The organism is Dactylosporangium sp. NPDC000555, assembly GCF_040300025.1.
Classification (GTDB): Bacteria; Actinomycetota; Actinomycetes; order Mycobacteriales; family Micromonosporaceae; genus Dactylosporangium.
In genome coordinates this window covers 1-24,916 of sequence record NZ_JBEPDB010000014.1, presented here as the reverse complement: position 1 = coordinate 24,916, position 24,916 = coordinate 1, and the positions used below count along the sequence as shown (strand labels likewise).

Below are 24,916 nucleotides of genomic sequence, written 5' to 3'. Positions count from 1 at the left end.
GGAGTTCGCAGTGGCACGTGCTGACGACCCGATCCTCGACCTGCCGTTCGACCCCGCCGACACCGCGCCGGACCCCGACGAATACCTGCGAGCGGCGCTGCGCTGGCACTTCTCCCCACAGACGGGATCGCCGTTCTGGCTGGAGCGGGCCGCGGGCCTCGGCTTCGACCCGCTGGCCGACATCACGACGTTCGCCGACCTGGACCGCTTCCCCAACCTGGCCAACGAGCTGCGGACGGTCCGCGTCGAGGACCTGATTCCACGCGGGTACGGGCCGCGACCGGACGTCGTCGGCATCTACGAGAGCGGCGGTACCACGGGCGCGCCGAAACGGGTCGTGCTGCTGCGCGACTGGCTGGACCGGCTGCTGGCCTGGAGCAGCGCCGAGCTCGACCGCCACGGCGTCCCGCAGGGTGTCAACTGGCTCTCGGTCGTGCCGTCCGGCCCGCACATGGTCGGCCCGATCATCGCGCGGCAGGCCGCGTTCCGGGGCGGGCTCGCGTTCTCGGTCGACCTCGACCCACGCTGGGTCAAGCGGCTCATCGCCGCCGGCAAGACCGGCGAGGCGGCCGACTACGGCGAGCACCTCGTCGAGCAGATCGCCTATGTGCTGCAGAGCCAGGACGTCGGGGTGCTGATGATCACGCCGCCGGTGCTGGAGCGGCTCGCCCGCCGCGACGACCTCGTGAAGCTCGTCAACGACAAGGTCCGCGCCATCAACTGGGTCGGCACCCAGATGGACCCGGACACCCGGCACCTCTACCGCACCGAGGTCTTCCCCGACGTGCTGCTCTACAGCGGCTTCGGCAGCACGATGATCCTCGGCAACGCCAGCGAGCGGCCCGGCCTGACCGACGACGACCCGTGCGTCTACGACCCGTTCTCGCCGCACATGACGTTTCGCGTCGTCGATCCGGAGACCGGCGCGACGGTGCCCTACGGCGAGCGCGGCCAGGTCGTCATGAACCACGTGAGTAAGAGCCTGTTCCTGCCCAACAACCTGGAGCGCGACTACGCGACGCGGATCGCCCCGCCCGCCGGGCAGGCCGGCGACTCGGTGGCGGACGTGGCCCCGGTGGCGCGCTTCGACGACGAGACGGTCATCGAGGGGGTGTACTGATGGCGCTGGTCGAGATCGACGCGCTCGGCCCCAACGGCGGCTACCGGGCGCGCAAGCGGCTGACCGTGCCGGACGTCGCCGGCGCGCCCGCCGTGGCGCTGAGCCTGGTGCCGCGGCTGTTCGTGAGCCGGTCGCTGGCCGCGCTGCGGGCCGCCCGGCCGCTGCCCTACGAGCGGCGGATCGCGGCGCTCGCCGAGGCGGCGGAGCGGTTCACCGGCGACGAGATCGCCGGGCTGTCCTTCGCGGACTACGAGCGGACGGTCAGCCGCGTCTCCGGCGTGCCGCTGCCGGTCGTACGCGCCGCGACCGCCGCCATCGCCGAGGCCGCCACGCTCGCCGGCGAGACGATCGGGCTGGCCCGCCCCGAGGGCGCGGTCGCCGACTGGCGCGCACCGCAGACGCTGCGGGGCAACGCGGTATGGACCCGCCGCGGCGACGTGTTCGCCGTGCACGCCGCCGGGAACCACCCCGGCCCGCACTCGCTGTGGCTGGAGGCGCTCGCCCTCGGCTACCGGGTGGCGGTCCGCCCGTCGCGCCGCGAGCCGCTCACCCCGCATCGGCTCATCACCGCGCTGCGGGCGGCCGGGTTCGGCGACGACCAGGTCGTGCTGCTGCCGACCGACCACGACGCCGCCGACGAGATGCTGCACGGCGCCGACCTCGGGCTCGTCTACGGCGGCGACGACGTCGTACGCAAGTACGCGACCGGCTCCCGGATCCTGCCGCAGGGCCCGGGCCGATCGAAGATCCTGCTGACCGCCGGGGTCGACTGGCGGGCGCACCTCGACACCATCGTCGACTCGATCAGCCACCAGGGTGGCGTGGCGTGCATCAACGCCACCGCGGTCCTGGTCGACGGCGACCCGGCGCCGCTGGCGCGGGCGATCGCGGAGCGGCTCGCGGCGCTGCCGGCCCTGCCGCCGGACAGCGACAAGGCGGTCCTGCCGGTCCAGCCGGTCGACGGCGCCCGCGCGCTGGAGTCGTTCCTGCTCGGTCAGGCCCGCGGTACCACGGCCTGGCTCGGCGGGGACGGCATCGTCGAGGAGCTCGGCGACGGCAGCGCCGCGCTGCGCCCGGCGGTGCACCAGGTCGACCGGGCGGACGCCCCGCAGACGCGGGTGGAGCTGCCGTTCCCGTGCGTCTGGGTCGCGCCGTGGTCCCCGGCCGACGGCCTGGCCCCGTTGCGCGACACGCTGGTGCTGACCGTCTTCACCGGCGACGAGGCGCTCGTCGGCGACCTGCTCGACGAGCCGACGATCAGCAACGTCTACGTCGGCGACCACCCGACCTACTGGCTGCGGCCGGGCGTCCCGCACGACGCCTACCTGGGCGAGTTCCTCATGCGGACGAAAACGGTCATCCGCTCCGCCCGATGACGGGTGCCGTCAGGGCCGCCACGCCCTGACGGCACCCGTCCGGCCCGCGGCGATTAGCCTGTGGGTATGCGACGAGTGATCCGCGGGAGCGACCCCGATGACTGACGCCGAGGACGTGCGCCGGCTGGCACTCTCGCTGCCGCACGTCGTCGAGATCGACAGTGACGGCTTCGACTTCCGGGTCGCCGACAAGGGATTCGTCTGGTCCTATCCCGAGCGCTCGCCGGGCCGGCCGCGCGTCATCCGCACCGACATCGCGGTGCTGTACGTCGGGGACGAGGCCGAGAAGCAGGCGCTGCTGCTCGGCGAGCCGGAGCGGTTCTTCACCACGCCCGCCTACGACGGGATGCCGCTGGTGATGCTCCGGCTGGCCGAGGTGGACATCGACCGCCTGGCGGAGCTCGTCACCGACGCGTGGCGCATGCGCGCCCCGGAGTCGATGGCCGCCGACCTCCACGACAAGCCCGCCTGAACCGCACCACGGGTGCGGACGTCACGGGGACGTCCGCACCCGGCAGGCGCGTCAGGTCGAGACAAGCGCCGGGTCCTCCGCCCGCGCGGGCTCACGGCGGAAGTTCAGCGCCACCAGGATGGTCACGACCATGCCGGCCGCCGCCACCAGCACCGCGGTGCGCAGACCGGAGACGGTCGCGTCGTGCAGCTCCGTGCCGGTCAGCCCGGCCGTGCCGGCGTTGGCGACGGCGACCAGCGCCGCCAGCCCGACGGCCGAGCCGACCTGCTGCCCGGTCGAGACGATGCCGGAGGCGATGCCCTGGTCGAACAGGGCGGTGCCGGTCGTGGCCGCGGCGAACATCGTGGTGAAGATGACGCCCTGCGCGACGTTGAGCACCACCATCGCCGGCAGCAGCGCGAGGTATGACCCACCGGCGCCGATGCCGAAGCCGAGCGCGACGGTCGACACGACGCCGACCGCGAGGCTGGTGACCAGCGTCGCCCGGTTGCCGAACCGGGTCGCGAGCCGCCCGCCCAGCATCGAGCCCACCGCGCCGGCGCCCATCGGCACCACGTAGGCCAGCCCGGTCTGCAGCGCGCTGTAGCCCAGCACCCGCTGGAAGTGGACGGTCAGGAAGTACAGCAACGTCCCGAACGTCGCCATGAACAGCAGCGTCACGCTCACGCCGGTGCTGAGGTTGCGGTTGCGGAACAGCCGCAGCGGCATCAGCGGCGAACCGGTGCGCGCCTCGATCGCGACGAACGCGGCCAGCAGCACGATGCCGCCGGCGGCGCAGGCCAGCAGCAGCGGCGACGTCCAGCCGAGGACCGGGCCCTGGACCAGCGTGAAGACCACCAGGGTCACCCCGACGGTGGCGGTGACGGCGCCCGGCAGGTCGAACCCGCGGCCGGCGACGCGCGGACCGTCGGCGGGCAGCAGCGCGTACGCCAGCACGATCGCGACCCCGGCGAGCGGGACGTTGACGAAGAACACCGCCTCCCACCCGAACGCCTGGGTGAGCACGCCGCCGAGCAGCGAGCCGAGGACCATGCCGCCGGCGCCGGCCGCGGCCCACACCGAGAACGCCCGGTTGCGCTCGCGGCCCTCCTCGAACGAGGTGACCACGAGCGACAGCGTCGCGGGGAACAGCAGCGCGCCGCCGAGGCCCTGCGCGGCGCGGGCGGCGATGAGCAGTCCGGGGTGACCGGCGAGGCCACCGACGAGCGAGGACACGGCGTAGAGCGCGAGCCCGGCGACGAAGACACGGCGCCGGCCCACGAGGTCGGCGGCGCGACCGCCGAGCAGCAGGAAGCCGCCGAACGCGACCGCGTAGGCGCTCACCACCCACTGGAGGTTCTGCGCGGAGAAGCCGAGGTCGGCGCCGATAGCCGGCAGCGCGACGTAGACGATGTTGTAGTCGATCGAGGTGATGAGCTGGGCGAGGCCGAGCAGGGCGAGCACGAGGCCGGCCCGTCGCGGCGTGACGGTGTCCATCGTGGACCTTTCAGCGGTCGGTGCCGGAAGGGTTGTCGAGCAGGTATCGCCACCGGCCGTCCGGGCCGCGGCGGGCAACGTCGGTGGCGGTGCCGCCGACCCGGACCGGGTCGCCGTCCGCTCCGGTGAGCTCGGTGGTGTGGTCGGTGACGAGCAGCGCGATCCCGTCGGCCTCGTAGACGTGCCGGATCCGGATCTCCATGTGCCGGACCTGGCCGAGGAAGCCGGCGATCGACTGGCGCAGCCGCGCGCCGGTGACCGGCTCGCCGGGCCGCGTCACGAGCACCGCGCCGGACTCGAACAGCCGCGACGCGGCCTCCGCGTCACCGGCGTTGTACGCGCGCTCGACGAGCTCGACGAGCTGCTGCGGGCTGTCGGCGCCGCCGCCGGGGCGGGTCAGCACCTCGAAGGCGTGGCCGTCGACGCTGTCGAAGTAGAAGCCGCGCCCGCCACCCCAGGCATTGACGGCGCCGGGACCGTGGTGCAGCGGGCCGGCCCAGAACGGCCGGCCCGCGTCGCGCACGCGGCCGAGGATCGCGTCGAACTCGGCGGTGGTGACCTCGAAGGCGTAGTGCTGCGTGGTCACCTCGTCGACCTGGACGAACTCGAGCAGGACGCCGCCGTCGAGCCGCACCGCGGGGAACGACCCGGACCAGCCCGGCTCGGGCAGCCCGAGCGTGTCCGCCAGGTCACGGGCGGACCGCCGGGCGTCCCGGGCGTGCACGAACGTGTGGTTGAGCCGGACCGCCATCGTCAGGCCGTGCCGAGCAGCCCGGCGCGCCACTGCGCGTACTGCTGCCCCCCGGGTCCCTCCCAGAACTGCAGGACCTCCGGAGGCAGGCCGCCGATGAGCTTCTCCCGCTCGTGCGGGGTGGCGTCCTCGAGGCCGATGCCGAGGAAGACGAGCGCCTTCTCCTGCGGGATCGAGTCGCGGCCGCGCACCTCGAAGGCCTGCCACTCGTCGGGCGTGATGTGCTGGCGGATCAGCGGCAGGACGTGCTGCTCCTCGTCGACGAGGTGCTCGTCGGTGAGTGCCGACACGCGGCGCACGACGTCGGCGAGCCGATCGCGGTCGGCCGCGGAGGCCGTCTCCCGCCAGCGCGGGTTCAGCTCCGCGACCTCGCGCAGCAGCTCGTGCAGTTCGCCGTGCTGCTTCTCCATGCGGTGCACGAGGTCGGCCTGCGGGCCAGCCCGGTCGAGCAGGAGCGGCCAGAGCAGGCCGTCCTCGCCGACGTGGTGCTCGTGCAGGGAAGCGGTGATGTCGGTGAGGTGCTCGGCGACGACGGCCGCACGGTCGCGGTCGCCCTCGGCCGTATCGGCGACGAGCGTGGCCAGCAGTCGCAGTTCCCTGCGGTACACCTGGTGCACCCAGGCCATGCCCCACGGGTCCAGTGGTTCGGTCATGGTGATGCCTCCCTATGCGACCAGGACGATCTTGCCGAGGGTGTGGCGGCGCTCGAGCAGCCCGTACGCCTCGGCCACCCGCTCCAGCGGGAACGCCGCCTCCACCGGTACGTCCAGGCGGCCCTCCGCGACGAGGCCGGCGAGCTCGGCGAGCACCTCCGGGGTGGAGGCGTCGTTGCTGCCCTGGGCCTTCACCCCGTGCTGCGCGGCGGCCGCGAAGTTGATGAGCGTGTTGACGCGGTCCGGCTGGACGCCCAGCTGGAGCGCGAGGTCGACGTAGTCGCCGCCGAACGCGTCGACGAACGCGTCGATCTTGTCGCCGGCCGCGGCCCGCACCCGGTCGAGGACGCCGTCGCCGTAGGCGACCGGCGTCACGCCGTGCTGCCGCAGCCAGTCGTGGTGCGCCTCGCCGGCCAGGCCGATGACCGTCGCGCCGGCGTGGCTGGCGAGCTGGACGGCGATCGAGCCGACCCCGCCGGCGGCGTTGGCGACGACCACCGTGTCGCCCTCGCCGACCGCGACGGCACGCACCGCGGCATACGCGGCGGCACCGGCGGTGTAGAGGCCCCCGGCGACCTCCCACGGGACCTCCGCCGGGCGGCGGGTGAGGTTGCCCACCGGCACGAGGACCAGCTCGGCCTGGGCGCCGCGCTCGTCGGTCCAGCCGATGACCTCGTCGCCGGCGGCGAACTCGGTGACGCCCGGCCCCGCCTCCTCGACCACGCCGGCGACGTCGCGGCCCTGGCCCGCAGGGAACGAGGTGGGGTACACCTTGTCGAGGAAGCCGCCACGGATGCCGGACTCGACCGGGTTGAGCCCGGTCGCCCGGACCCGCACGAGCACGGTGCCCGCCGAGGGCGTGGGCCGCTCCACCTCCACGACCTGCAGCACCTCGGTGCTGCCGAACCGGTCGAATCGCACAGCGCGTGGCATGGTTGTCACTCCTGATGGGTGTGAGGAAATCCGGACAAGACGACCGTCCCACCAGCGGTGGGCACTGAGAATCGGACCGCTTTACCTAGGACCGGCAACCCTTGGGTAAGCGGGTGAACTTGACGGAAACGGCCCCGGAGCGCTGAACTGCGGCACCGCGAGGGGCAGAATCCGCGGGTATGCGTGCCGCCTACATCGAGCGGCTCGGGCCGCCGGAGCTCATCCGGTACGGCGAGCTGCCGCCCCCCGTCCCAGGACCGACCGACGTCCTCGTCGACGTGATCGCCACGACGGTCAACCCGGTCGACACGTTCGTCCGCTCGGGGCTGTTCCGCACCCCGCTGCCGATGCCGTTCGTCGTCAGCCGCGACCTGGTCGGCACGGTGGTGCACGCCGGACCGGGTGCGGCCGGGTTCGCGCCCGGCGACACGGTCTGGTGCAACAGCCTCGGCCACGCGGGCCGGCAGGGCGCCGCGGCCGAGCAGGCCGTCGTGCCGGTGGAGCGACTGTACCGCCTGCCGGCCGGGGTGTCGCCGGCCGACGCGGTGACCGTCGTGCACCCGGCCGGCACCGCCTACCTCGGCCTGTTCACCCACGGGCGGTTGCGGGCCGGCGAGACGGTGGTCGTCGAGGGTGCCGCCGGCAACGTCGGGTCGGCGCTGGTCGTGCTGGCGGCGCAGGCCGGTGCGCGGGTGGTCGCGACCGCCGCCGCGGACGACGCCGACTACTGCGCCGGGCTCGGCGCCGACGAGGTCCTCGACTACCGCGCGCCGGACCTCGCCGACCGGCTCGCGAAGGCCTGCCCGGACGGCATCGACCTGCACCTCGACACGTCCGGGCGCAACGACCTCGGGACCGTGGTCGACCTGCTGGCGTTCCGCGGACGGGTGGTGCTGCTCGCCGGCGCCGCGAGCCGCCCGGTGCTGCCGGCCGGTGCGCTCTACATGCACGACCGCACCGTCACCGGGTTCGTCATCTCGCACGCCACCGCGGGCGAGCTGGCCGAGGCCGCGGTGACGATCAACCGGCTGCTGGCGGCCGGGCGGCTCCGCCCGCGGGCGACGGTGGACCTGCCGCTGTCGGCGACCGCGGAGGCCCACCGCATGATCGAGCGGGGCGAGCTGCACGGCCGCCGCGTGGTCGTCACACCGTCCTGAGCGCCTCCGGTCACCGGCGCGGGCCGCGCGGCTCGCCGGAAAGCGTGTCGCGCAACCGGAAGAGCCGCAGCGCGAGTTGTACGTCCAGTGCCTTCACCGGCCGCTGCCAGTCGGGGCCGAGCAGCTCCTTCACCCGTTCCAGGCGCCGCGCCACGGTGTTGGGGTGGACGTGCAGCCGCTCCGCGGCGTTGGTCGGGCTGCCACCGGCCTCGAAGTAGGCGTCGAGCGTGCGGGTGAGATCGGTGAACCGGCGCCGATCGTGGTCGAGGACCGGGCCGAGGACCGCCTCGACGAACGTGTCGACCCCCTGCCGGCCGGACATCAGGACCCCGAGGAAGCCCAGCTCCCGCCCGGAGGCGCCGCGGCCGGTGAGGTCCAATGCGGTGAGCGCGTCGAGGCAGCGCAGCGCCTCCCGGTGCCCGGCCGCGAGCGCCGCCGCGCCGGAGACCGGGCCGGCGGCACCGATGGTGACCGGCGTGCCGAGCAGCGCCGACAGCTGGCCGGTGACGCTGCGGGCCGCCGCGCCGGGGTCGGTGCCGGGCAGCACGAGCACGAGGTGCCCGTCCGGCGTCCCGCTGAGGCCGCCGATGCGCCGCGCGTACGAGGCGGCCCAGATCCCCGGGCGGCCGGGGCGGTGCCGCTGCCCCGGATCGCGCGCGGTGCCCGGGGCCCTGTCCTCGGGCCGGGCGACGAGCACGACGTGCGGCCGGTCGAGGTCGACGCCGAGCCGGCGGGCGGCCCGGTCGAGCCGCCGGCGCGGGCGCGGCGGCGTGATGAGCAGGTCGTCGAGGAGGTCCTCGCGGGCGTGCTCCTCGGCGGCGCTGCCGGCATGGTGGCGCAGCACGACGGCGGCGGCCTGCGCGATCAGGGGCAGCACCTGCCGCTCGACGCCGCTGAGGACGCGCACGGCGCGGACGAGCAGCGTGCCGAGCGGCCGCTCCCCGGCGACGACCGGCACCCGCCAGGTCGTCGGGCCGAGCGCGACCGGCTCCCGGTCCGCGGGTCCGGGCACCCCCGGGCAGAGCGGCTCGTCCTCGTCCGGCCACGCCGTCCCGCCGGTCGTGGCCAGGGCCAGGCCGTCCACGTCGTACAGGCGGACCCCACCGTGCAGCCGCCGGCCCGCCTCGTCGACGAGATCCTGTGGGTCGCCGGACACTGCGAGGTCGACGAGGGCCCGGTGCACAGCGCCGAGCTCGCGGACGCGTCCCAGGTCGGCGGCGGTACGGGCGGTGGTGTTCTCCAGCCCCGACAGCCGGGCGACGGTGCGGTCCAGCAGCCGAGCCTTCTCGATCGCGGCCCCGGCCAGCTCGGCGAGCGAGCCGAGCAGCGCGCACTCGTCCGCGGTGAACAGCCGGGCACGCCGGTCGGCGGCGTAGAGCACCCCGAACGGGCGTTTGCCGAAGCGCCCGGTGCCGTGGCCGAGCCGGACGGCGATCACCGCGCGCAGCCCCTCGGCCCGGACCAGCCCGGCGAGCGGGTCGCCGTGGCTGTCCTGTGCCCCGCCTGCCGGCCCGGCCTCCCTGAGCGTGCCGGCCGCGTCGGCCGTCCACTGCGGGCCCGGGCCAGCGAGTGCGGCGGCGGCCAGGCCGTCGTCGCGCGGTATCCGGAACCCTGGCGCGAGGCCCGAGGCGAGGCCGTCGACGGCGCGGACGGTGACCGCGGCCTGCTTGTCGTCGAGCGCACCGACGAACGCGAGCGACAGGCCGAGCAGCCGCCGCGCCTGCCGCGCGACCACCGGTAACAGACTCTCCAGGTCAGTGGGGACGGCAAGATCGTGCGCGGCGTCCACGAGGGCGGCGAGCCCGCGGTGTGCGTCGTCCCGCACCGGCGCGATGCGTGGCACCACTGGCACCTCCGGTCAGCTGGCTCGAACGGGCCGCGCCCGGTCCACGGCGGCGCGTCGTCGCGCTTGCCGGACAGGGGCGGGCCACCGACAGAGGGCATGGATATTCGTCACTGCATGTTGTTGGAGAGCTAACACCAAGATCCGTAGCCGCTCAAGTACGCTCAGTGTTACATCTCCTTGTTACGGGGCCCGCCGGCCAGCAGCGACGCGGCAACGGCGGATGAGACGACGGGATGACTAGGACCAACGATCCTTGGCTAGACCGGAAGGGCTCAGTCCATCATGGGCAGCATGAACCGCCGTGAACTCGCCGACTTCCTCCGCCGTTGCCGCGAGCGGCTGCAGCCGCAGGACGTCGGGCTGTCCGCCGGCGCCCGGCGCCGCACGCCCGGCCTGCGCCGCGAGGAGGTCGCGCAGCTCGCCGGCATGTCGGCCGACTACTACATGCGGCTCGAGCAGGCCCGCAGCCCGCAGCCGTCGACGCAGCTGCTCGCGCCACTGGCCCGCGCGCTGCGGCTCAACGACGACGAGCGCGACCACCTCTACCTGCTCGCCGGGCACCGGCCGCCGATCGGCCGGCAGGCCGGCAACCACGTGCGTCCGGGGCTGCTGTTCCTGCTCGACCGGCTGACCGACGCACCGGCCCAGATCCTCAACGACATCGGCGACCTGCTTGCACAGAACGCGCTCGCCGAGTCGCTGTTCGGCGGCGTGTGCTCCACCCAGCCGCAGAACCGCAACATCGTCTGGCGGTGGTTCACCGACCCGTCCGTGCGGGCCGCGTATCCGGTCGAGGACCAGGCCCACTACAGCCGCCTGCACGTGGCCGACCTGCGCGGCGCACTGGCCCGCCGCAGCGGCGATGCGGCCGCGCTCGACCTGGTGCGGCAGCTGCGGGCGGCGAGCGAGGAGTTCGAGACGCTCTGGGAGCGCCACGAGGTGGGCGTGCGCCGGCAGGGCAACATCCGGGTCATCCACCCGACCGTCGGCCTGATCGACCTCAACTGCGAGCAGCTGCTGTCCCCGGCCGAGGACCAGCACCTGCTGCTGTTCACCGCCTCGCCCGGCAGCCACAACGCGAAGCAGCTGGAGCTGCTGCGGGTCGTGGGCCGCGAGCTGTTCCCGGGACTGCGCGAGGACGCCCGCACGTCCTGAGTCCGTCCTGAAGGGCCCGTCCCGGGGCGGCGCACACGATGCAACCTATTTCTCCGATAGGAGTAATAGGAAGTTAACAAAGGAGGCGACGAGATGAGCAGTATCCCCCTGGTCGACCTGGAGCCGTGGTTCTCCGGATCACCGGCCGACCGGGCCGAGGTGGCGGCCCAGATCGACCGCTCGTTGCAGGTGTCGGGCTTCCTGCTCGTCACCGGGCACGGCGTGCCGGCCGAGCTGCGGGACCGGACCCGCGCCGCCGCGCGGCGGTTCTTCACGCTGCCGGAGGCGCAGAAGCAGCCGTACGCGGTGCCGGTCGGCGGCCGCGGCTGGCTCGCCCCCGGTGTCGAGGCCAACGGTTACCTCGAGGGCGTGGAGTCGCCGCCGGACCTCAAGGAGTCCTACTCCGTGGGCTCCTCCGTCGAGGCCGGCGATCCGGCGGCCGACCTGGGCTGGCACCCGGCGAACGTGTGGCCGGCCGCCGTGCCGGAGCTCGAGGCCGCCGCCCGCGAGTACATGGATCGCATGCGTGCGCTCTCCGACGATCTGCTGACGATCTTCGCCGCCGCCCTCGACCTGCCCGCCGACCACTTCACCACCCACACCCGGCACCCGAAGTACACGCTGAACATCAACCGGTACCCGCCGCTGGACGAGGTCGGGCCGCCGTCGGACGGGCAGTTCCGGATCGCCCCGCACACCGACTTCGGCACGGTCACCGTCCTGGACCGGGAGCCCGGCGTCGGCGGCCTGCAGGTCTTCAACGCCGCGGGTGCCTGGGAGGACGCGCCGTACGACCCGGCGGCCTTCACGGTCAACATCGGCGACCTGATGGCCCGCTGGACCGGCGACCGCTGGCGCTCCACCCGTCACCGGGTGCTCCCGCCGCAGGCGACCGCTCCCGACGAGGACCTGGTCTCGCTGGTGTTCTTCTACGTCAGCGACCGCGACGCGCGCATCGCCTCCCTCGCGCCGCCGATCGGCCGGGTCGAGCACCCGGAGATCTCGGCGTCGCAGTACCTCTACGAAAAGCTGCAGGCGATCAGCGTTGGCTGAACCGCCGCCGCACCTCGCCGCCGCGCTCGACGGCGCCGGTTGGCACCCCGCGGCCTGGCGGCTCCCCGCCGCCAGGCCCGGCGAGCCACTACTGCCGAACCGTGCGCTGCCGAGCGGTGACGGGGCACCGCACGGCACCCTGCGCGCCCGGCTCGGCCTGCCACCCATCCACTCCCGACAGGACGGTGCTCCATGACCACCCTCGACCGGCCTTCCCGGCTGCCCTCGCTGACAGGCTTACGGTTCCCGGCGGCCCTGCTCGTCTTCGTGTACCACGCGTCGCTGCAGTTGCCGAGCACCAGCCTCCTCGCCGACCAGGGCGTCGCGGGCCGCTTCGCCACGGCGGGGTCCCAGCTCGGCGCGCTCGGCGTCACCTTCTTCTTCGTGCTCAGCGGCTTCGTGCTGACCTGGTCGGCGCGCGAACAGGACACGCTCGGGGCGTTCTGGCGCCGCCGGCTGGTCAAGATCTACCCCAACTACGTGGTCGCCTGGATCCTCGCCATGGTGGTGTTCGCGGCCGCGTACACGCCGGCGTGGCAGGCCGTGCTCAACCTCTTCATGCTGCAGGTCTGGGTGCCCGACTTCTTCGTCAACATCAGCGTCGACCCGCCGAGCTGGTCGCTGGGGGCCGAGGCGTTCTTCTACGCCGCGTTCCCGCTGCTGCTGGTGCTCGCCAAGCGGATCCGCGAGGACCGGCTGAAGTACTGGATCGCCGGCACCTTCGCCGCGATCGCCGCCACCCCGCTCGTCGCCTACCTGGCGCTCCCGTCGACCCCGGGCGTCCCCGGCGGGTGGGGGGCGTCCGAGTCGCAGTACTGGTTCGCGTACTTCCTGCCGCCCGTCCGGCTGCTCGACTTCGCGCTCGGCATCCTGGTCGCCCGTGCCGTCCTCAGTGGACGGTGGCGGGGCGTCGGGCTCGGCTGGTCCGCTCTGCTGCTGGCGGTCGCCGTCCCGCTGGCGTCGTTCGTGCCGTACCTGTACGGTCAGCGTGTCGTCACCATCGTGCCGATCGTGCTGCTCATCACCGCTGCTGCGACCGCCGACGCGGATGGCCGGTTCACGCCGTTCCGGGGCCGCGTCGCCCGCTGGCTCGGCGAGATCTCGTTCGCCTTCTACCTGCTGCACTTCATCGTGCTGGTCGCCGGCCGATCGCTGCTGGGCCGCACGTTCGGCACGCCCGCCGCCGCCGGGCTGCTCGTCGTCGAGCTCGCCGTGGCGATCGGGCTCGCCGCGCTGCTCTACACCGCCGTGGAGCGGCCGATCACCCGCCGCTTCTCCACCGCCCGCCGCCGCGACGTGACCGTGCCGCAGCAGCGGCAGCCCGAACGCACCGTCGAGCACTCAGGAGGTCCCAGCAGATGACTGTCACCGACCCCATCCTCGTCTTCGGCGGCGGCGGCCAGGTCGGCCGAGCCGTGGTCGACGAGCTGCTCGCCGCCGGCGCTCGGGTCCGCGCGACCGGCCGCGACCCGGGCCGGCTCACACTGCCCGCCGGCGTCGAGACGGTCCGGGCCGACCTGACCGACCCCGAGAGCCTGCCGGCCGCCCTCGCGGGCGTCCGCAAGGTGTTCCTCTACGCGGTGCCGCAAGGCGTCGACGCGTTCGTGGCCGCGGCCCGGTCGGCCGGGGTCGAGCACGTGGTGCTGCTGTCGTCGGACACGGTGCTGGACCGGATCCCGGCCCGCAAGCCGATCGCCGACATGCACCGCGTGGTCGAGCAGGCGCTGGACGCCTCCGGCCTGGCCACGACCTACCTGCGGCCGGACAACTTCGCGAGCAACGTACTGCTGTGGGGCTGGGACCGGTCGATCCGCGAGGAGGGCATCGTCCGGTTCCCGTATGCCGAGTCGCACAGCGACGCGATCCACGAGCGGGACATCGCCGCGGTCGCCGCCGCGGCCCTGACGACGCCGGGCCACGAGGGCGAGCGCTATCTCATCACCGGCCCGGAGTCCGTGACGCAACGCCGGCAGGCGGAACTGATCGCCGAGGCGACGGGCCGGCCGGTCCGGGTGGAGGAGCAGACCCCCGAGGAGGGCCGGGCGACCCTGGCTCAGATCGTGCCGGAGTGGGTGATCGAGGCGACGATCGGCTACTGGGCCGCGACCGACGGCGTGCCGTACGCGGTGACGGACGTCGTCGAGCGCGTGACGGGCCGCCCGGCCCGCACGTTCGCCGAGTGGGCCCACGACCACGCGGCGGCGTTCCTCCCGTAGCCGCGCCCCCGCTCAATCATGATCACGGAACTTCGGTGCTGTCACACACGAGCATCGAGGTTCCGTGATCTTGTTGTATGGGCGGTAGGCCGCGCTGCTGACCTGACGGACGAGGAGCGCGGGCTTTGACCGCGCAAAACGTTGCCACACACCATTTCTGGCATGGCCGAACCTCAGAACAGTCCGCTATTCCAGGCCCGCGCCGAGATTCGTGTCGCCGCGCGGCCCGCCGGCGTCTACGCCGTCGTCAGTGACCTGCCGCGCAGCGGCGAGTGGAGCACCGAATGTACCGGCGGCCGCTGGATCTCCGGTGCGCCGGGCAGTGTCGGCGCGGTTTTCCAGGGTGAGAACCTGCGCAGCGAGGACGTCGTCGCCTGGGCCCCCGTGGTGCGCGGCGCCTGGACCACCCAGGCCGAGGTCGTCGCCGCCGAGCCGGGCCGGGCCTTCCGCTGGGCGATGCGCGACAGCGCCGGGAACACGCAGGACAGCGTGTGGTCGTTCGAGGTCGCGCCCAACGGGGACGGATCGACGCTGGTCCACCACTTCCGGATGGGTCGCGCCACCGAGGGCATCCGCAAGATCATCGCCGAGATGAGCTCGGCTGAGCGCGAACGGTTCTTCGCCGAGTGGGGCGCCAAGGTGCAGTCGGACCTGGCCGACACCCTCCAGCGCGTCAAAGTGGTCATCGAGAAGGCGTGACGGAGGACGCATGTTCCTGCAGCGCATCGGCAACCGCGGCATCCGGCTCGGCACGCTGTTCGAGCGGGCCGCGGCACGCCACCCGGACAACCCCGTGATCATCGACCACGACCTCGCCATCGCACCGCACCTCGGCCGGCGGACCACCGTCGCGCGGCTCGCCGAGCTCGTCGCCGACACGGCGTCGCGGCTGTGGGCGTCGGGGGTGCGCACCGGTGACCGGGTGGTGGTCCACAAGTCCGACGGCTTCGACATCACGCTCCTGGCCTGCGCGGTCGCGCGCATCGGCGCGGTACCGGTGCTGCTGTCCCCCAAGCTCGACGGCGCGACGGTCGCCGAGCTGGTCCGCCGGGTCGACCGGCCGTTCCTGCTCACCGACCGGGCGAAGCTCGACAACGACCTCCCGCACGACATCGCCGACATCGCCGGCAAGGTGCTCGACGTCGCGGAGCTGGGGCGGCTCGGCGACGTGCCGCGGAAGGAGGCGGTGGCGGTACCGCCGGAACACCCGACGCTCGTGACGCACACCTCCGGCACGACGGGCACGCCGAAGCTGGCCGTCCACACAGGACGGACGCTGCAGGCGCGGTACCGGCCACAGGCGTCGGTCGCCGCGCTCGTCCGCCGCCGGCGGCCGGTCGCCATCCACGTGTCGTTCGTGCACTCGCGGCTGTTCACCGCGCTCGCGATCACGCTGCTGCGCGGGTTCCCGCTCGTCGTGCTCGCCGACGACGAGCCGGACCGGGTCGCCGACCTGTTCGCCGAGGTGCGTCCCGGCGTGCTGGAGGCGCACCCGAACACGTTCATGCGGTGGGAGGAGCTGGCGGACGACCCGCGCCGGCCACTGGCGAGCGTGAAGTACTTCAGCAGCACCTTCGACGCGATCCACCCGCGGACCGTGCACCGCATGCTGGGCGCGTCCGGTCACCGGTTCCCGGTGTTCGGGCAGCTGTACGGCCAGAGCGAGGTCGGCCCGGTCGTCGCGCGCGCCTTCACCCGGCGCCGCGCGCTGGACGCCGACGGCCGCTGCGTCGGCCGCCCCTTCCCCGGCATGACCGGCCTGCGGGTGGTGAGCCGCGACGGCCGGAGGGTGACCGCGTCGTCGCCCGGCTTCATCGAGGTGAGCACCGACGGCCGGGTCCTGACGTACCTCGGCGAGCAGCAGCGCTACGACGGCCAGCGCGACGGGTCCTGGTGGCGGATGGGCGACCTGGGCTACCGCGGCCGTTGGGGCTGCCTGCACCTGCTCGACCGCGAGGTCGACGAGATCCCGGGCTTCGGCAGCACACTCGCCGCCGAGGACCACCTCTTCGGCCGGCTCGCCGAGCTGGCCGAGGTCATCATCGTGCCCGGCGCCGACGGCACGCCGGTGCCGGTCGTGTGCACGAAGGGCGACCGGCCGCTGGACCGGGCCGCGTGGCGCTCCGCCGTGTCCGCCCTGCCGGCGATGGGGGAACCGGTGCAGTGGCGCCTCGCCGACCTGCCCCAGACCGCCACGACGAAGATCAAGCGGCTGGAGCTGGCCCGCCGGCTGGGGAGCGCCGAGCGGTGAGCGAGCACGTTGTCGTCGTGGGCGGCGGGATCGGCGGGCTCGCGCTCGCGCTGGCCGTCTCCGCCCGCGGCCACCGCGCGACCGTGCTGGAGCGCAGCGCCGAGTTCGCCGAGCTCGGCGCCGGGATCCAGCTGGCGCCCAACGGCCTGCACGCCCTGGCCCGGCTGGGGCTCGGCACGGCGGTACGCCCGATCGCCACCCCGATGGACGAGCTGCGGTTCATGGACGGCGTCACCGGCGCGCACGTGGTGAGCATGCCGCTGACCGCCACGTATCAGCGCCGCTTCGGCAGTCCCTACGCCGTCGTCCACCGTGGCCACCTCTTCGGCCTGCTGCTCGACGCCTGCCGCAGCTCGCCCGGCGTCGAGCTGCGCGCCGACAGCCCCGTCGCCGGCTACACGCAGGACAACGCCGGCGCCACCGCCGTCCTCGCGAGCGGCGAGCGGGTCACCGGCACCCTGCTCGTCGGCGCCGACGGCATCCGCTCCACGATCCGCGAACAGCTCGTCGGCGACGGCGAGCCGAGAGTCTCGGGCATCACCGTATACCGCTCGATCATCCCCATCGAAGAGGTGCCGCCCCCGCTGCGCAGCGCCGCGGTGACCTGGTGGGCCGGGCCGAAGTGCCACTTCGTGCACTACCCGATCGGCGGTGGACGGTTCCTCAACCTCGCCGCGAGCAGCGACGACGGCGTGACCGAGGCGTTCGCCGGCGTCCCCGCGACGACCGACCGGGTGCGCCGGGAGTTCCAGCGGCTGCCGGCCGCCCGGCACCTGCTCGACCTGGGCCGCGACTGGCGCGCCTGGGTGCTCGTCGACCGCGAGCCGGTGGACGACTGGTGCGACGGGCGGGTGACCCTGCTCGGCGACGCGGCCCACCCGATGCTGCACTACGCGGCCCAGGGCGCCTGCCAGGCCCTCGAGGACGCGGTACTGCTGGCGGAGCTGGTCGACCGGGGCCCGGCGGGTCTCGTGGAATACCAGGAGCGGCGGCGCGACCGGACGGCGGCGATCCAGCGGATCTCGCGGGAGAGCATCCGGCTCTGGCACCCGGAGGGTGCCGCGGCGCAGGCCCGCAACCGGATGCTCGCCGCGATGACGGCCGAGCGGCTGCACGACGAGGTGGCATGGATGCACGAGGAGCGGATCGGAGTGGCGGGATGAACGACGGGCAGTTCCACCTGTGCATCGTCGGTGCCGGGCCGCGCGGGCTGTCGGTCCTGGAGCGGCTCTGCGCGCAGGAGCGGCGCGAGCCGGCGTTCACGGCCGTGACCGTCCACGTCGTCGACCCGGTGGAGGCCGGGCCGGGCGCCGTCTGGCGCACGAGCCAGTCGCGGCTGCTGCTGACGAACACGGTCGCCGCGCAGATCACCGTCTACACCGATCACAGCGTGCGGATCGACGGGCCGATCGAGCCGGGGCCCGGCCTCTACGACTGGGCGAAGCAGCTCGCGCTGCTCGGCCCGCTCAGCGGCGCCGACGACGAGACCCTGGCCGAGGCGCAACGGCTCGGGCCGGACGACTACCCGAGCCGGGCCCTGTACGGCCGGTACCTCGCCGACAGCTTCGCCAGCGTCGTGGCTGCCGCGCCGGAGCACGTGGCCGTGCGGGTGCACCGGTCGCGGGCGGTCGCGATCGCCGACACCAGCGGCGTACCCGGCGGCCCGCAGGGCGTCCGGCTGGCCGACGGCACGCGGCTGCACCACCTCGACGCGGTGGTCCTGGCGCAGGGGCACGTGCCGTCGCTGCCGCCACCGGCGCAGGCCCGGGCGGCGAGCCTGGCCCGTGTGCACCGGCTCACGTACGTCACCCAGGCCAACCCGGCCGACGTCGACCTCGACGCCCTGGAGCCGGGCGCGCCGGTGCTGATCCGCGGGCTGGGGCTGAACTTCTTCGACTACCTGGCGCTGCTGACGGCCGGACGCGGCGGGCGCTTCGAGCGGGAGGGTGAGCGGCTGCGGTACCTCCCGAGCGGCCGCGAGCCGCGCCTGTTCGCCAGTTCGCGGCGCGGTGTGCCGTCGCACGCACGGGGCGAGAACGAGAAGGGCGCGTCGGGCCGGCACCTGCCGCGGGTCCTCACGCCCGAGGCGATCGCGCGGCTGCGGGAGCGGCACGGCACCCTGCGGTTCGGCCGCGACCTGTGGCCGCTCGTCGCCGCCGAGGTCGAGAGCGTGTACTACGCGACGCTGCTGCGCCCGGACGACCGGGCCGCGTTCACCGCCCGGTACGTGGCCGATCCCGAGCGGCTGCTCGACGAGCACGGCGTCGCCGCGGCCGACCGCTGGGACTGGGAGCGGCTGGCCCGGCCGGCCGGGCGACGCAAGTACGCCGGGCGGGCCGAGTTCCGCGGCTGGGTGCTGGAGCACCTGGCGCGCGACGTCGAGCAGGCCCGGCTGGGCAACGTCAGCGGCCCGCTCAAGGCCGCCCTGGACGTGCTGCGGGACCTGCGCAACGAGATCCGGCTGGTGGTCGACCACGGCGGCCTCGACGGCGGCTCGTACCGCGACGAGCTCAGCGCCTGGTACACGCCGTTCAACGCGTTCCTGTCGATCGGCCCGCCCGCGTCGCGGATCGAGGAGCTCGCCGCCGTCATCGAGAGCGGGGTGGTGGAGCTGACCGGGCCCGGCACCCAGATCCTCGTGGACACCGAGGATCCCGCGTTCGTGGCGGTGTCCGCGGCGGTGCCGGACGAGCCGGTACGGGCCAGGGCGCTGGTCGAGGCGCGGCTGCACGACGTCGACCTTCGCCGTACGGCGGATCCGTTGCTGCGCCACATGCTCGACACCGAGCAGTGTCGCCCGTACCGCATCCCGTGCGCCGGCGGCGGCTTCTACGAGACGGGTGGGCTCGCCGTCACCATGCGGCCGTACCACGTCGTCGACGGCCAGGAACAGGCCCATCCACGCCGGTTCGCCTACGGCGTGCCGACCGAGTCCGTCCACTGGGTCACGGCGGCGGGCATCCGGCCCGGCGTCGACTCGGTGACCCTCGGCGACGCCGACGCGATCGCGGCCGCGGTCCGGGCTCTGGCACCGGCGGCCGTGCCACGCTCCGCGCCGTCGTTCACGGGGGTGGTGGTGTGAGTACCGGCCTGCTGCGCCCGGTGAGCGCGGGCACGCCCGTCGAGGACCTCGTCGACGACCGGGCGTGGCTGCAGGCGATGCTCGACGCGGAGGCGGCGCTCGCGCGGGCCCAGGCCCGCCTGGGCCGCCTGCCCGCGCAGGCCGCCGCCGTCATCACCCGCGCCGCCCGCGCCGAACTGTTCGACCAGCGGGCGCTCGCGCTCGCCGCCCGCGAGACCGCCAACCCGATCGTCGGGCTGGTCGCGGCGCTCACCGCGCGGGTGGCCGAGGTCGACCCGCCGTCCGCCGAGTACGTGCACCGCGGCTCCACCAGCCAGGACATCCTCGACACCGGCGCGATGCTGGTCGCGGCCCGGGTGCTGCGGCTGATCCGCGGCGACCTGGCCCGCACGGCCGACGGGCTGGCCGGCCTCGCCGCGGCCTACCGGGACACACCCGTCGCCGGCCGGACCCTCGCGCTGCAGGCGGTACCGACGACGTTCGGGCTGAAGGCAGCCGGCTGGCGGCGACTGGTCCTCGACGCCGACGTGCGCCTGGCGCGGCTCCTCGACGGCGGCCTACCGGTCTCGCTGGGCGGTGCGGCCGGCACCCTGGCCGGCTACCTCGAGTACGCGCGCCTCGACGGCGGGCCCGCGGAGCCGGAGTACGCCGACGACCTGGCCACCGCGTTCGCCGACGAGACCGGGCTGGCCATCCCGGCCCTCCCCTGGCACACCCTGCGCACCCCGATCGCCGACCTCGGCGCGGCACTGGCGTTCACCGCAGGCGCGCTGGGCAAGTTCGCGGTCGACGTGCTGACGCTCGCGCGGACGGAGATCGGCGAGGTCGTCGAGCCGGCCGGCGGCGGCTCGTCGGCGATGCCGCACAAACGCAACCCGGTCCTCGCCACCCTCGTCCGGTCCGCCGCGCTGCAGGTGCCGGTCCTCGCGACCGGCCTGACCCAGGCGCTGCTCGGCGAGGACGAGCGCTCGGCGGGCGGCTGGCAGGCGGAGTGGCCGCTGCTGCGCGAGGCGCTCCGGCTGACCGGCGGCGCCGCGCACACGGCGGCGGCCCTGGCGGAGGGCCTGGAGCCGCGCCCGGACCGGATGCTCGAGAACCTGGCCCGCACCGGTGGCCAGGTGGTGTCGGAACGCCTGGCGGCGGTGCTGACCCCGGCGCTGGGCAAGACGGAGGCCCGGCGGTTGCTGTCCCGGGCGGCGGCGGAGGCCGACCGGCGGGGCCTGCCGCTCGCGGAGGTGCTGGCGGACGAACCGGCGACGAAGGCGCTGGACCTCGACGACCTGTGCGACCCGTCCCGCTACACGGGCGCCGCCGGCCACCTGGTCGACGGGGCGCTGCTCGACGGTCCGGCCGCAAGGCACGGACCCTAGCCGCGCGGGACGGGGGCCTGCCAGGTCAGCAACTGCTCGGAGTAGTCGGCCGGCACCGCCAGGAGGACGGTCCGCTCCCGGTTCGACGCCACGTCCTCGAGGATCGCGGCCGAGTCGAAGCCGTTGGCACGGACCGGCATCCGGGTCCAGAATGCACCGTCCACTGTGGAGGATCGAATGCCGGCACGGGGGTGGGCGGCGGCGGGTCTGCGGTGCAGGCGGTGAGGGCCAGCACCGCGGTCAGCAGGACGGTTTCCAGGCCCAGGCGGCGAGGTCTGCGCAGAGCTCCCGCGCGGCCGTGGTGGCGGTGTTCCGGAACGGGGGTTTGCCGGCCTCGGGCAGGACCAGCGTTCCCCTGTCGGCTCCGGAGGTCCAGCTGAGCAGTAGGCGCCACTCGACGTCTCCCGTCGTCACGTCGGGGGTGATCAGGAACTGTTCCGGTTCGAGTTGGTCGACACGGTACGGGAACGTCACCGTGCCGGTCTCCGGCACGATCCGCGGCGCCGCGGCGTCAAGGTCGAGCCGGTACTTGCGGGGCGACACCCCGCCCTGGCAGCCGAGCGGGAGATACACTCCGGCCAGCGGCGGGCGGCGCCGCACCACCTCGACCGTCATCGACTGCAGTACCACGGCCCGACCGGTCAGGCCCTGCACGGTCACGACGGCCTCCGCACCGCCGGTGGCGACGCCGCCGTCCGGGGCCCGGTCGGGAAGGTACGGGATCGGCGCCGCACCGTGGTCGGGCACCACCCAGCCGGAGCGGCAGCTGACCCCGGCGACCGAGCTCACGGCCGCGACCGGCGGCCCGGAAGGAGCGGCCGGGCCACCCGGTCCACCGACCGCCGCCGGATCCGACCCGCGCGGAGCCGTCCAGGTCGCAGCGGCCACGACGATCGCGGTCACCACGCACAGCGCGGCGACGACGAGTACCAGCGTCCTGCGCAGCGACGGCAGCCCCAGCCGGGCGACCAGGTCGATCGCCCGGCGCTCCGCGGAGCCGGGGACGAGGCTCAGCAACTCGGGACGGCCGCTGAGTCCGGCGTCCAGCGCGGTCCGCCCGATCCAGTCGGTCCGCGCGGTGCTCCGCGGCGCCAGTTCGGTCTCGAAACCAGCGGATCTCCGCCGGGGTCAGGTCGTGCGGCAGGACGAGGGTCCAGTGGAACATCCCGGCCTGGCGCCGGGCGGCGGTCTCCAGGGAGCCGCGGACCTGTCGCTTCTGACCGGCGGAGAGCAGCCCGTCGAAGCTCTTGATCTCGAAGACCCGCTGCCCGCCGTCGACGGGCTGCCGGACGTCGGCGCCGTCGTCACCGCCGCTGCCCTCGACCCGGAACGCGCCCGGATGCGTGCTGACGATCCAGGCGGCGACGAGCCGCTCGTCGTGTCGGCGCTGGCCGGGCTCGCCTCGATCTGGCCGGCGGAGAGCTCCGCCCACGGCACCGGGCTGGCCACCCGGCGAGCGTACCGGCCGCGCTCAGCCTTCTGCCGCACGGGTGGAACAGCGATCGATCTCCATGTACCGCTCCACGCCCGCGAGCGGATCGTGCTGCGCGACGACGCGGTTTGACGCTCCGCCGGGCGGGTAGCCGTCGCCGACGACCCTGGAGGGGAGTGACCGGCGATGACAGCCCCCACGTTGCCCGACCTGTTCACCTGGCTGGAGCGATCGCGCCGCGACGGCGAGGTGCACTTCGACGAACGGCAGCGCGCCTGGACGGTGCTCGGGCATCCCGAGGTCTCGGCCGTCCTCGGCGACCCGCACACGTTCTCCTCCGACCTGGGCGACCTGCAGCCCCGGCAGGAGGATCTCGACCTGTTCCGGCGCGGCAACTTCGTCCAGATGGACCCGCCCCGGCACGACTCGCTGCGCCGCCTGGTGAGCCGCGCGTTCACCCCGCGCGTGGTGTCGGGCCTGGCGCCGCGCATCACCGCCGTCACCGCCGAACTGCTGGACGAGCAGGCGGGTGAGGAGCGCTTCGACCTGGTCGACGACCTCGCGTACCCACTGCCGGTCATCGTGATCGCCGAGCTGCTCGGCATCCCGGCGGCGGACCGGCCGGTGTTCCGGCGGTGGGCCGACGCGCTGTTCGAGCGGCCGGAGATCGGCCCGGACCAGCCGCTCACCCGGCTGACGGACGACCGCGCGGTGAACGCGGTCGCGCCGGTGCTGCACGAGATGAACGCGTACCTGCTCGAACACGTTCGGGCGCACCGGGAAACGCCGGCGGACAACCTCACCGGCAACCTGGTACGGGCCGAAGCCGACGGCGAGAGACTCTCCGACGAGGAGATCATCGGCTTCGTCGGGCTGCTGCTGCTCGCCGGGCACATCACGACGACGGCGACACTGGGCAACACGATCGTCGCGCTCGACGAGCACCCGGACGCGGCCGCCGAACTACGGGCCGACCCGGCACTCCTGCCGGACGCGATCGAGGAGGTGCTGCGCCTGCGCACGCCGTTCCCGCGGCTGGCGCGGCTGGCGACCACCGACGCGACGATCGGCGGCCAGCCGGTCGCGGCCGGTGACCTTGTCGTCGCATGGCTCGCGGCCGCGAACCGTGACAGCCGGGTCTTCGCCGAACCGGAGCGCTTCGACATCCGCCGCAACCCCAACCCGCACCTGACGTTCGGGCACGGCATCCACTTCTGCATCGGCGCGCCGCTGGCCCGGCTGGAGGCGAGGATCGCGATGGAGTTGCTGCTGCGGCGGTACCGCGAGATCGCCGTCGACACCGCGGCGACCGTCCACCGCAACCCGTGGGTGATGCTCAGCCCGACAAAGCTACCGGTGACGGTCGTCCCCGCTTAGACGTGTCTCATTCGGGGGCTGACATCGGTTCGAGCATGATGCTCAATCTCCCGCATGTCCGATGTGGAGCGTTAGTGTCCTGATGCTCTGTGGGAGATCGCTGCGCCGTTGATCCCGCCGGCGCCGGTGCGGCCGCAGGGTGGGGGCCGACACCGAATGGACGACGGTGGGGCTGTGGCCGGCGCTGCATCTGGCGATGTTGCAGCGGCTGCACACGCGTGGGGTCCTGGACTGGTCTCGGCCGGTGATTGACTCGATCCAGGTAAGGGCTGGGGAGCGATCTGACCTGGCCGAGCCCGGTCGACCGCGGCAAGCCCTGCAGCAAGGTGCGCGCGATGACCCAGCGGTGCCGGCCCAGGCGTTGTGAGGACTCGACCTTCTTGCGGGCGATCCGCACGGTGATGCCGCGCGGGCGGCGGGGCCGGTCGCGCCGGCCCGAGACCGCGGGCATGCCGTCCAGCAGCGGCAGCAGTACCGTCGCGTCCGGGGTGTTCGCGGCGGAAACGGCTTGCGGCCAGCGGGAGGCCGCCGCGCTCGGACATGGAATGGATCTTGTCCTGGCTGATCGCTACCGACGCCTGGTACACCGCTACGACCGTTACGCCACACACTTCGCCGCGTTCGTCACCATCGCTACGCGCTCATCTGCTACCACACACAAGCTACTTAAACGCCCCAAATGAGACGCGGTCTGCAGCGGGTGGCGGCGGCCGATTCCCGTAGACGGGTCTTTCTGCAGCGGCGCGGGGAGAACCGGTCACTGTTTCCGGGGTGCTGGGACATCGTGGCCGGTCACGTGGAATCTGGTGAGACCTTGCACGAGGCGCTCGCGCGGGAGATTGTCGAGACATTCGGAAATCGGCACGGGCGGTCCATGGGGAAATCGGCTGCCCGTTTCCGCCTTTCGGAGAATTCGGCGGAAATGCCGCCCAGCCGTGTGCAGACGACCGCGATGCACTGGCGACCGTCTATTGCCGCCAATCATTCGATGCGTTGCCGGACCGGCGGGCCGGCGCGGCTGTGGCATGGATGCGCGACGACGCTTCGGGACGGGACCCGGCCGCCCGGCGCTGTCCGCCTGACGCGGTGCGAGATCGCAGTCGTTTGCCGCGGTGCAGCTCGCGGGACGTTGTGCCTGGTCCGGCGGCGTGACCGGCGGAGGCGGCGAGGGCGGCGAGGGCGGCGAGGGCGGCGAG

General features: G+C 73.9%; 24 protein-coding genes and 1 pseudogene. 17 read left to right on the top strand and 8 right to left on the bottom strand.

All coding sequences use genetic code 11. The annotated features are described in order from the left end of the window. The first annotated feature begins 10 nt into the window (after window positions 1-10). The 3 genes from ABT297_RS11895 (at window position 11) to ABT297_RS11885 (ending at window position 2,968) form a co-directional block, all read left to right on the top strand. Complete coding sequence (locus ABT297_RS11895; protein ID WP_350547847.1) at window positions 11-1,120, top strand: phenylacetate--CoA ligase family protein; 1,110 nt, start codon at window positions 11-13, stop codon at window positions 1,118-1,120. Next, the gene (locus tag ABT297_RS11890) at window positions 1,120-2,496 is read left to right on the top strand and encodes an aldehyde dehydrogenase family protein (RefSeq protein WP_350547845.1); all 1,377 of its coding nucleotides are present in this window, start codon (window positions 1,120-1,122) and stop codon (window positions 2,494-2,496) included. The genes ABT297_RS11895 and ABT297_RS11890 overlap by 1 nt, the downstream gene beginning before the upstream one ends. Before the next feature lie 97 nt (window positions 2,497-2,593). Beyond that, window positions 2,594-2,968: an MmcQ/YjbR family DNA-binding protein gene (locus tag ABT297_RS11885; protein ID WP_350547843.1), complete on the top strand. Its 375-nt coding sequence runs from the start codon at window positions 2,594-2,596 to the stop codon at window positions 2,966-2,968. A 51-nt stretch (window positions 2,969-3,019) separates the two neighbouring features. On the opposite strand, the gene ABT297_RS11880 is transcribed toward ABT297_RS11885, so the two are convergent. Genes ABT297_RS11880 through ABT297_RS11865 form a run of 4 tightly spaced genes read right to left on the bottom strand, consistent with a single transcriptional unit; the run spans window position 3,020 to window position 6,781 of the window. After that, window positions 3,020-4,444, bottom strand: a complete 1,425-nt coding sequence (locus ABT297_RS11880; RefSeq protein ID WP_350547841.1) for an MFS transporter — start codon at window positions 4,442-4,444, stop codon at window positions 3,020-3,022. 10 nt (window positions 4,445-4,454) lie between these two features. Beyond that, on the bottom strand, window positions 4,455-5,195 hold the full coding sequence (locus ABT297_RS11875; RefSeq protein WP_350547839.1) for a DUF4440 domain-containing protein: 741 nt from the start codon (window positions 5,193-5,195) through the stop codon (window positions 4,455-4,457). 2 nt (window positions 5,196-5,197) lie between these two features. Beyond that, window positions 5,198-5,848 (bottom strand): hemerythrin domain-containing protein, encoded by a 651-nt coding sequence (locus ABT297_RS11870; protein WP_350547837.1) that lies wholly within the window; start codon window positions 5,846-5,848, stop codon window positions 5,198-5,200. Window positions 5,849-5,860: 12 nt separating this feature from the next. Then, on the bottom strand, window positions 5,861-6,781 hold the full coding sequence (locus ABT297_RS11865) for an NADP-dependent oxidoreductase (protein ID WP_350547835.1): 921 nt from the start codon (window positions 6,779-6,781) through the stop codon (window positions 5,861-5,863). 179 nt (window positions 6,782-6,960) lie between these two features. On the opposite strand from ABT297_RS11865, the gene ABT297_RS11860 reads away from it, so the two are divergent. Beyond that, complete coding sequence (locus ABT297_RS11860) at window positions 6,961-7,938, top strand: NADPH:quinone reductase (protein ID WP_350547833.1); 978 nt, start codon at window positions 6,961-6,963, stop codon at window positions 7,936-7,938. 10 nt (window positions 7,939-7,948) lie between these two features. Here the strand turns inward: ABT297_RS11860 and ABT297_RS11855 are convergent, their stop codons facing one another. Continuing rightward, window positions 7,949-9,781 carry a helix-turn-helix domain-containing protein gene (locus ABT297_RS11855; RefSeq protein ID WP_350547831.1) on the bottom strand — a complete coding sequence of 611 codons (1,833 nt, stop codon included), beginning with the start codon at window positions 9,779-9,781 and terminating at the stop codon, window positions 7,949-7,951. A 294-nt stretch (window positions 9,782-10,075) separates the two neighbouring features. Here ABT297_RS11855 and ABT297_RS11850 point away from each other — a divergent pair, with 294 nt between their 5' ends. The 10 genes from ABT297_RS11850 (at window position 10,076) to ABT297_RS11805 (ending at window position 20,911) form a co-directional block, all read left to right on the top strand. Further along, entirely contained in the window at window positions 10,076-10,939 is an 864-nt protein-coding gene (locus tag ABT297_RS11850) for a helix-turn-helix transcriptional regulator (protein WP_350547829.1), read from the top strand. A 93-nt stretch (window positions 10,940-11,032) separates the two neighbouring features. Further along, window positions 11,033-11,992, top strand: a complete 960-nt coding sequence (locus tag ABT297_RS11845; protein ID WP_350547827.1) for an isopenicillin N synthase family dioxygenase — start codon at window positions 11,033-11,035, stop codon at window positions 11,990-11,992. Next, window positions 11,985-12,188 (top strand): hypothetical protein, encoded by a 204-nt coding sequence (locus tag ABT297_RS11840; RefSeq protein ID WP_350547825.1) that lies wholly within the window; start codon window positions 11,985-11,987, stop codon window positions 12,186-12,188. The genes ABT297_RS11845 and ABT297_RS11840 overlap by 8 nt, the downstream gene beginning before the upstream one ends. After that, complete coding sequence (locus ABT297_RS11835) at window positions 12,185-13,354, top strand: acyltransferase family protein (RefSeq protein WP_350547823.1); 1,170 nt, start codon at window positions 12,185-12,187, stop codon at window positions 13,352-13,354. The genes ABT297_RS11840 and ABT297_RS11835 overlap by 4 nt, the downstream gene beginning before the upstream one ends. Beyond that, window positions 13,351-14,208: an NAD(P)H-binding protein gene (locus ABT297_RS11830; protein WP_350547821.1), complete on the top strand. Its 858-nt coding sequence runs from the start codon at window positions 13,351-13,353 to the stop codon at window positions 14,206-14,208. Before ABT297_RS11835 ends, ABT297_RS11830 begins: the two co-directional genes overlap by 4 nt. A gap of 162 nt (window positions 14,209-14,370) precedes the next feature. Then, on the top strand, window positions 14,371-14,907 hold the full coding sequence (locus ABT297_RS11825) for an SRPBCC family protein (RefSeq protein WP_350547819.1): 537 nt from the start codon (window positions 14,371-14,373) through the stop codon (window positions 14,905-14,907). 10 nt (window positions 14,908-14,917) lie between these two features. Beyond that, on the top strand, window positions 14,918-16,459 hold the full coding sequence (locus ABT297_RS11820; RefSeq protein WP_350547817.1) for a class I adenylate-forming enzyme family protein: 1,542 nt from the start codon (window positions 14,918-14,920) through the stop codon (window positions 16,457-16,459). Continuing rightward, window positions 16,456-17,622, top strand: coding sequence for an FAD-dependent monooxygenase (locus ABT297_RS11815; RefSeq protein WP_350547815.1), 1,167 nt, complete (start codon window positions 16,456-16,458; stop codon window positions 17,620-17,622). The genes ABT297_RS11820 and ABT297_RS11815 overlap by 4 nt, the downstream gene beginning before the upstream one ends. After that, window positions 17,619-19,541: an FAD/NAD(P)-binding protein gene (locus ABT297_RS11810; protein WP_350547813.1), complete on the top strand. Its 1,923-nt coding sequence runs from the start codon at window positions 17,619-17,621 to the stop codon at window positions 19,539-19,541. The genes ABT297_RS11815 and ABT297_RS11810 overlap by 4 nt, the downstream gene beginning before the upstream one ends. Then, window positions 19,538-20,911 carry a nitrosuccinate lyase gene (locus ABT297_RS11805; protein WP_350547811.1) on the top strand — a complete coding sequence of 458 codons (1,374 nt, stop codon included), beginning with the start codon at window positions 19,538-19,540 and terminating at the stop codon, window positions 20,909-20,911. The genes ABT297_RS11810 and ABT297_RS11805 overlap by 4 nt, the downstream gene beginning before the upstream one ends. On the opposite strand, the gene ABT297_RS11800 is transcribed toward ABT297_RS11805, so the two are convergent. Both ABT297_RS11800 and ABT297_RS11795 read right to left on the bottom strand, forming a co-directional pair. Next, entirely contained in the window at window positions 20,908-21,075 is a 168-nt protein-coding gene (locus tag ABT297_RS11800) for a hypothetical protein (protein ID WP_350547809.1), read from the bottom strand. The genes ABT297_RS11805 and ABT297_RS11800 overlap by 4 nt on opposite strands. Before the next feature lie 76 nt (window positions 21,076-21,151). Then, window positions 21,152-21,928, bottom strand: a complete 777-nt coding sequence (locus ABT297_RS11795; RefSeq protein WP_350547807.1) for a hypothetical protein — start codon at window positions 21,926-21,928, stop codon at window positions 21,152-21,154. A 139-nt stretch (window positions 21,929-22,067) separates the two neighbouring features. On the opposite strand from ABT297_RS11795, the gene ABT297_RS11790 reads away from it, so the two are divergent. The 3 genes and pseudogenes from ABT297_RS11790 to ABT297_RS11775 form a co-directional block, all read left to right on the top strand. After that, window positions 22,068-22,475, top strand: coding sequence for a hypothetical protein (locus tag ABT297_RS11790; RefSeq protein WP_350547804.1), 408 nt, complete (start codon window positions 22,068-22,070; stop codon window positions 22,473-22,475). A gap of 54 nt (window positions 22,476-22,529) precedes the next feature. Beyond that, on the top strand, window positions 22,530-23,720 hold the full coding sequence (locus ABT297_RS11785) for a cytochrome P450 (protein WP_350547802.1): 1,191 nt from the start codon (window positions 22,530-22,532) through the stop codon (window positions 23,718-23,720). A 679-nt stretch (window positions 23,721-24,399) separates the two neighbouring features. Continuing rightward, window positions 24,400-24,555, top strand: a pseudogene (locus ABT297_RS11775) (NUDIX domain-containing protein); the annotation flags it as partial. Between the two features lie 133 nt (window positions 24,556-24,688). Here the strand turns inward: ABT297_RS11775 and ABT297_RS11770 are convergent. After that, the coding region (locus tag ABT297_RS11770) for a hypothetical protein (RefSeq protein WP_350548074.1) at window positions 24,689-24,916 on the bottom strand (228 nt) is incomplete at its 5' end.

Coding starts and splice junctions, on each gene's coding strand:
- ABT297_RS11890 (WP_350547845.1), top strand. CDS start 1,120: ATGGCGCTGGTCGAGATCGACGCGCTCGGCCCCAACGGCGGCTACCGG.
- ABT297_RS11885 (WP_350547843.1), top strand. CDS start 2,594: ATGACTGACGCCGAGGACGTGCGCCGGCTGGCACTCTCGCTGCCGCAC.
- ABT297_RS11880 (WP_350547841.1), bottom strand. CDS start 4,444: ATGGACACCGTCACGCCGCGACGGGCCGGCCTCGTGCTCGCCCTGCTC.
- ABT297_RS11875 (WP_350547839.1), bottom strand. CDS start 5,195: ATGGCGGTCCGGCTCAACCACACGTTCGTGCACGCCCGGGACGCCCGG.
- ABT297_RS11870 (WP_350547837.1), bottom strand. CDS start 5,848: ATGACCGAACCACTGGACCCGTGGGGCATGGCCTGGGTGCACCAGGTG.
- ABT297_RS11865 (WP_350547835.1), bottom strand. CDS start 6,781: ATGCCACGCGCTGTGCGATTCGACCGGTTCGGCAGCACCGAGGTGCTG.
- ABT297_RS11860 (WP_350547833.1), top strand. CDS start 6,961: ATGCGTGCCGCCTACATCGAGCGGCTCGGGCCGCCGGAGCTCATCCGG.
- ABT297_RS11850 (WP_350547829.1), top strand. CDS start 10,076: ATGAACCGCCGTGAACTCGCCGACTTCCTCCGCCGTTGCCGCGAGCGG.
- ABT297_RS11845 (WP_350547827.1), top strand. CDS start 11,033: ATGAGCAGTATCCCCCTGGTCGACCTGGAGCCGTGGTTCTCCGGATCA.
- ABT297_RS11835 (WP_350547823.1), top strand. CDS start 12,185: ATGACCACCCTCGACCGGCCTTCCCGGCTGCCCTCGCTGACAGGCTTA.
- ABT297_RS11830 (WP_350547821.1), top strand. CDS start 13,351: ATGACTGTCACCGACCCCATCCTCGTCTTCGGCGGCGGCGGCCAGGTC.
- ABT297_RS11825 (WP_350547819.1), top strand. CDS start 14,371: ATGGCCGAACCTCAGAACAGTCCGCTATTCCAGGCCCGCGCCGAGATT.
- ABT297_RS11820 (WP_350547817.1), top strand. CDS start 14,918: ATGTTCCTGCAGCGCATCGGCAACCGCGGCATCCGGCTCGGCACGCTG.
- ABT297_RS11810 (WP_350547813.1), top strand. CDS start 17,619: ATGAACGACGGGCAGTTCCACCTGTGCATCGTCGGTGCCGGGCCGCGC.
- ABT297_RS11785 (WP_350547802.1), top strand. CDS start 22,530: ATGACAGCCCCCACGTTGCCCGACCTGTTCACCTGGCTGGAGCGATCG.